Origin of the sequence: Streptomyces sp. NPDC059169 (assembly GCF_042755225.1) — a bacterium.
Classification (GTDB): domain Bacteria; phylum Actinomycetota; class Actinomycetes; order Streptomycetales; family Streptomycetaceae; genus Streptomyces.
The window spans coordinates 1-7,156 of the sequence record NZ_JBHZCF010000041.1 but is presented as its reverse complement, the minus strand read 5'-3'; the positions used below and the strand labels follow the sequence as shown (position 1 = coordinate 7,156).

Here is a 7,156-nt window from a genome sequence, read left to right as displayed (position 1 = left end):
GGTGGGTTCTGGTGAGGGTTCGGTGGTGGTGGCGGATGTGGATTGGGAGCGTTTTGTTCCGGCGTTCACGAGTGTTCGTCCCAGTCCGTTGTTGGCGGATCTGCCGGAGGCCGCTGGCGCCCTGGGCGGCGCCGCCGCGGAGACGGCTGAGGGCACGGGGCAGTCCTTCGTCGACCGGATGGCGGGAGCCTCCGCAGTGGAGCGCTCGCAGGCCGTTCTCGATCTTGTACGGGTCCACACGGCTGCCGTTCTCGGACTCCGGGAGGCGAAGGCCGTGGAACCCCTCCGGGCCTTCCGGGACCTGGGCTTCGACTCCCTCACCGCGGTAGAGCTGCGCAACGGACTGAATGCCGAGACCGGGATGCGGCTCCCCGCCACCCTGGTCTTCGACTACCCCACTCCACAGCTTCTCGCGGAGCATGTGCACGACAATCTGTTCGGTGCCGCGGACGTGGATCCGGAGGCAGCCGTACTCGCTGACCTGGACCGTCTCGCCGACGCGATTTCAGGAATTTCCCAAGAGAACTCCGCCAGAGGGCTCGTCGAGGCCCGTCTTCGGCGCATCCTGTCTGAGCTGGGCGGGGCGGCCGAGGCCGATGCGAAGTCCGCCGTGTCCCAGCAGCTGGACGCGGCCTCGGACGACGAGATCTTCGATTTCATCAATCAGGAGCTCGGTCGTTCTTGATCGCCGCTGGTGAACCGTTCCGGTCTACAACGTATGGGGCAAGTTCCACATGGCGAATGAAGAACGGCTCCGGGACTACCTCAAGTGGGTCACCGCGGACCTGCATGAGACCCGTCGGCGCCTGCAGGAGCTGGAATCGCAGCAGCAGGAGCCGGTCGCGATCGTCGGGATGAGCTGCCGCTTCCCCGGGGGTGTCAGCTCGCCGGAGGAATTCTGGCGACTGCTGCACGATGGAGAAGACGCGATCTCCGAGTGGCCGCAGGACCGCGGCTGGGACACCGACGCGTTGTACGACCCGCAGGCGGACGGGTCGGGCACGAGCTACTCGTGCAAGGGCGGCTTCGTCTACGAGGCGACCGAATTCGACCCCGGCTTCTTCGGCATCTCGCCGCGCGAAGCGCTCGCGATGGACCCGCAGCAGCGACTGCTCCTCGAAGCCTCCTGGGAAGCCTTCGAGGGCGCCGGAATCGACCCCCTCGGTCTGCGGGGGAGCCGTAGCGGGGTCTTCGTCGGGACCAGCGGCCAGGAATACGGCGCCGGACTTCGCGATGTCCCCGACGACGTCCGCGGCCACCTGCTGACGGGCAACTCGACCTCGGTCGTGTCGGGTCGTGTCGCCTACACACTGGGGCTCGAAGGCCCCGCGGTGACCGTCGATACGGCCTGCTCCTCGTCGCTGGTCGCGCTGCACCTGGCTTCCCAGGCCCTGCGGTCCGGCGAGTGCACGCTCGCCCTGGCGGGCGGGGTGACCGTGATGTCCACGCCGGGCGCGTTCATCGAGTTCAGCCGGCAGCGTGGCCTGGCGGCCGACGGCCGGTGCAAGGCCTTCGCGGAGGCCGCGGACGGCACGGGGTGGGCCGAGGGTGTGGGTGTGTTGGTGCTGGAGCGACTGTCGGACGCACGGCGGAACGGCCACCGGGTGCTCGCGGTCGTCCGCGGCACCGCCGTGAACCAGGACGGTGCGTCGAATGGTCTGACCGCGCCGAACGGCCCCTCGCAGCAGCGGGTGATCCGGCAGGCGTTGGCGAGCGCCGGCCTGTCTCCCTCCGACGTGGACGCGGTCGAGGCGCACGGCACGGGGACATCGCTCGGCGACCCGATCGAGGCGCAGGCGCTGCTTGCGACATACGGTCAGGACCGAGATGCCGACCGCCCGTTGTGGCTGGGCTCGGTGAAGTCCAACATCGGCCATACCCAGGCGGCTGCGGGTGTGGCGGGTGTCATCAAGATGGTCCTGGCGCTGCAGCACGGCATCCTGCCGCGGACCCTGCACGTCGATGAACCGTCGTCACATGTGGACTGGGCAACTGGTCATGTGCGGCTGCTCACCGAGGCCGTCGAATGGCCGGAGAACGATCGACCCGGACGGGCGGCGGTCTCCGCCTTCGGAGTCAGCGGAACCAACGCGCACGCGGTGCTGGAACGGGCACCGGAGGCGGAGCCCGTACCCGAGGAAGAGGAGGCGGTCGACACGGCCGCATCCGTGCGCCTGCCGGTGCTTCCGTGGGTGCTCTCGGCTCGCAGCGACGACGCGCTCCGCGAGCAGGCCCGACGGCTGCTCTCCCACCTCGATGCCCATCCCGGGCAGGACATTCGCAACCTCGCCCGCTCGCTCGCCTCGACGCGTGCCGCACTGGAGAACCGCGCCGTCGTCCTCGGCAGCAGCAGCGCGGAACTCGTCGTCGGACTGAACGCCCTCGCGCGTGGCGAGCGAGCCGAGAGCCTCGTGCGGGGGACGCACCGACCCGGTACGAAGACCGCCTTCATGTTCGCGGGGCAGGGTTCGCAGCGGGTGGGTATGGGTCGGGAGTTGTATGAGGCGTTTCCGGTGTTCGCGGATGTCTTTGATTCCGTTTGTGCTCACTTTGATGGTGAGTTGGAGTTGTCGTTGCGGGGTGTGGTGTTTGGCGATGTGGCCGAAGTGGCCGATGGTGTTGGTGTGGCTGGTGGTGGTGTGGGGTGGTTGGATCGGACGGGGTTCACTCAGCCGGGGTTGTTTGCTCTGGAGGTGGCGTTGTTCCGGTTGGTGGAGTCGTTTGGTGTGCGGCCGGATTATGTGGTGGGTCATTCGGTGGGTGAGTTGGTGGCGGCGCATGTGGCGGGTGTGTTGTCGTTGGAGGATGCGTGTCGTTTGGTGGCGGCTCGTGGGCGGTTGATGCAGGCGCTTCCGGTGGGTGGTGCGATGGTGGCGTTGCAGGCTGCGGAGGGTGAGGTGTTGTCGTTGTTGGAGGGGCGTGGGCTGGGGGTGGGGGTTGCTGCGGTGAACGGTCCGCGGTCGGTGGTGGTCTCTGGTGAGGAGGCCGCGGTGTCGGAGGTTGCGGAGCGGTGTGAGGCTCGGGGGTGGAAGGTGAAGCGGCTGCGGGTGAGTCATGCCTTCCACTCGCCGTTGATGGATCCGATGCTGGAGGAGTTCCGGGCGGTCGCCGCGAGCGTGACCTACGCCGAGCCACGCATCCCGGTGGTCTCCAACGTGACCGGCACCCTCGCCACGCCGCAGGAGCTGATGTCCCCCGACTACTGGGTGCGCCACGTCCGCCAGACGGTGCGCTTCGCCGACGGCGTCCAATGGCTCGCGGACCACAGCGTCTCTCGATTCCTCGAGATCGGGCCGGACGGCACGCTCACAGCGATGGCTCAGGCGTGCGGGAAGGGCTCCGAGCACGTGGCCGTCGCCGCACTGCGGAGGGACCGGTCCGAGGCATCGCACGTGGTGACCGCCCTCGCGCAGCTGCACGCAACCGGCGCGGTACTCGACTGGGCTGCGCTGCTGCCCGGGACACGGCCGGTCGACCTGCCGACGTATCCCTTCCAGCGCCAGCGCTACTGGCTGGCGGCTACCGCAACTGCCGCCGGGAACGACGTGGCGCACGCGATCGATGACGCCGACGCAGAATTCTGGGACGCCGTCGAGCACGGAGACGCCGCCGTGTTGGCCGGGGAGCTCGCACTTACCGGCGATGCCCCGTGGGACGAGGTGCGGTCTGCACTGTCGTCGTGGCGGCGGCAGCGACGTGAGCGGACGGTGGTGGACGGCTGGCGGTACCGGGCGGAGTGGAAGCCGCTGGCCGTGCGTTCGGCCGGGGCGCCGCTCGGCCGTTGGATGGTGGTGCTGGCAGCCGGGGACACGTACGCCGAGGCCGTGACCGAGGGATTGTCGGCGTGTGGTGTGCAGATCGAGCGGGTGGAGTGCCCCGCGGAGGAGACGGACCGGGTTCTGTTGGCCGCACGGGTGCGCGCGGCGGCCGGCACGGAGCCGGTCTCGGGCGTGCTGGCGGTCGGATCCGTGGACGCGGCACGGACCGTGGCGCTGGTGCAGGCACTGGGGGACGCCGATGTCGGCGGGCGTCTGTGGGTGGTGACGCGGGGCGCAGTCGCGGTCGGTCGGTCGGACGATGGACCGGATCCGGTGCAGGCGGCAGCGTGGGGCGTGGGCCGGGTGGCGGCGCTGGAGCTCCCGGACCGTTGGGGCGGTCTGGTGGACCTGCCGGAGGCCGCGGACCGCAGGGCGCTCGACCGCCTGGCCGGGGTTCTCGCGCACGGTACTGAGGACCAGGTTGCGGTGCGGTCCTCCGGAGTGTTCGGGCGTAGGCTGGTGCACGCCCCGGCCACCACCGGAGACGACTCGGCCGACGGCTGGCGACCGCACGGGACGGTGCTCATCACAGGCGGTACGGGTGCGCTGGGCGCCCGCGTGGCGCGCTGGGTGGCGGAACGTGGTGCGGAGCACGTGGTCCTGACGAGTCGTCGGGGTCCCGAGGCGCCCGGTGCGTCCGAGCTGGAGGCGGAGCTGTCCGCCCTCGGAGTGCGGGTGACCGTGGCGGCCTGCGATGTCGCCGACCCGGACGCCGTCCAGGCGCTGCTCGCCGAACACCCCGTGGACGCCCTCTTCCATGCCGCCGCCGTACTCGACGACGGCGTACTCGACTCGCTCACCCCCGAGCGATTGGCCGCCGTCATGCAGGCCAAGGCCACCTCGGCACTGCACCTGCACGAGTCGACGCGCGATCGGGACCTCTCGGCCTTCGTCCTGTTCTCGTCCTTCGCGGGCACCATCGGTGCTGCCGGGCAAGCCAACTACGCTGCCGCCAACGCCTTTTTGGACGCGCTGGCCGAGCGGCGGGCGGCCGAAGGCCTGCCCGCCACCTCCCTCGCCTGGGGACCGTGGGCCGAGATCGGTATGGCGAGCGACGAAGCGATGGCCCAGCGCATGCGCCGGGGCGGATTGACCCCTCTGAGGCCGGACCTCGCGGTCGACGCCATGGGGCACGCGATCCGCTCCCGAACATCCGGCCTGGTCATAGCCGACATCACCTGGGCGGACTTCCGTTCCGCCTTCGCCGCGGTACGCCCGAGCCCACTGATCGGTGACCTTCCGGAAGTCCGTACCGCGGTCGAGCTCGCCGCACGGCCCGAAAGCGACGACCACCGGTCCGACCTGCACCGGCAGCTCGCAGGACTGGAGCCGGCCGAGCAGGATCGACTGCTCACCGATCTCGTCCGGTCCTACGCCGCCGAAGTGCTGCATTACGCGGGTCCCGCCGAGGTCACACCGAATCGGCCCTTCCGGGACCTCGGTGTCGATTCGTTGATCGCCGTGGAACTGCGGAACGCACTGAGCCTGGCCTGCGATATCGCACTGAGTGCGACGGTGGTGTTCGACTACCCGACGCCGACGGAACTGGCTGGCTTCCTGCGCAGCCGGATCGCACCGGCTCACGCGGACGCCGAGCAGGCGGTGGGCTCCCCCGCAGTGCATGACGACCCGCTCGCCATCGTGGGGATGAGCTGCCGCTTCCCCGGAGGCGTCGACTCCCCGGAGGCCTTCTGGCAACTGCTGTCGGACGGCTCGGACGCCGTCGGAGCATTCCCGTGCGACCGTGGCTGGGACCTGACTTCGATCTTCGATCCCGATCCGGACCACTCGGGAACCACCTATGTCAACGTCGGTGGCTTCCTGACGAACGTGGACCACTTCGAACCGGCCTTCTTCGGCATGAGTCCGCGGGAAGCCGTAGCCACTGATCCGCAGCAGCGGCTGTTGCTCGAGGCGTCATGGGAGGCGCTCGAGCGCGCCGGCATCGATCCGCATTCCGTGCGGGGCAGCCGGGCGGGCGTTTTCATAGGCACCAACGGGCAGGACTATCCGGCGCTGCTGGCCCAATCCCCGGACGATTTCGACGGCTACATCGGCACCGGAAACGCCGCGAGCGTGATTTCCGGACGACTGGCCTACACGCTCGGTCTGGAAGGCCCGGCCGTGACCGTGGACACGGCGTGCTCGTCGTCCCTGGTGGCTCTGCACTGGGCGGCACAGGCTCTGCGCTCAGGTGAGTGCGACATGGCGTTGGTGGGCGGCGCGACGGTGATGTCCACGCCTGGAGCGTTCGTGGAGTTCAGCCGGCAGCGCGGACTCGCCCCGGACGGACGCTGCAAGGCCTTCGCCGCTGGCGCCGACGGGACCGGCTGGGGCGAAGGCGTCGGCATGCTGCTCGTGGAGCGGTTGTCGGACGCGCGGCGGAACGGCCACCGGGTACTTGCCGTCGTGGCTGGTTCTGCGGTGAATCAGGATGGTGCGTCGAATGGTCTGACGGCGCCGAACGGTCCGTCGCAGCAGCGGGTGATCCGGCAGGCGTTGGCGAGCGCCGGTCTGTCTCCCTCCGACGTGGACGCGGTCGAGGCGCACGGCACGGGCACGGCACTGGGTGACCCGATCGAGGCGCAGGCGCTGCTTGCCACGTACGGTCAGGACCGCGCGGCGGACCGGCCGTTGTGGCTGGGTTCGGTGAAGTCCAACATCGGCCATACCCAGGCGGCTGCGGGTGTGGCGGGTGTCATCAAGATGGTGCTGGCACTCCAGCACGGGGTGCTCCCGCGCACCCTGCACGTGGATGCGCCATCACCCCACGTGGACTGGTCGGAAGGGAACGTACGGCTGCTCACGGAGCCGGTCCCCTGGCCGCTTGAGGAGGAAGCGCAAGGCCGTGTCTGCCGGGCGGGTGTGTCCTCGTTCGGCATCAGCGGCACCAACGCACATGTGGTCCTCGAAAGCGCCCCGGAATCGCCGGGCGCCGCCGAAGCCCGCCAGGCGGACACGCCGGAACGCCCGTCCCTCATCCCGCTGGCGCTCTCGGCTCGCACCGCGGCGGCCCTCCGCGCGCAGGCGGCTCGCCTGCTTGCGGCCTACGAGGCCAACCCCGCACTGGACCTGGCGGACGTGGGATTCTCCCTCGCCACGACCCGCTCCCTCCGCTTCGATCACCGAGCCGTGGTCCTGGTGGACGACCCGGCATCAACGGTCCACCGCCTGACCGCGCTCGCCGACGACGACGGGGCCCGCGGCCTCGGCGTCATCACCGGCTCCCAGGCGGACGGCCGGCTGGCGCTCATGTTCGCGGGGCAGGGTTCGCAGCGGGTGGGTATGGGTCGGGAGTTGTATGAGGCGTTTCCGGTGTTCGCGGATGTCTTTGATTC

At 69.8% G+C, this 7,156-nt stretch carries 2 protein-coding genes; both read left to right on the top strand.

Features of this window, described 5'->3' with window-relative positions:
- Positions 1-685: phosphopantetheine-binding protein (locus tag ACFXOM_RS35435; RefSeq protein WP_385041599.1), on the top strand; the 685-nt coding region annotated here is incomplete at its 5' end.
- Between the two features lie 49 nt (positions 686-734).
- The coding region (locus ACFXOM_RS35430) for a type I polyketide synthase (RefSeq protein WP_385041596.1) at positions 735-7,156 on the top strand (6,422 nt) is incomplete at its 3' end.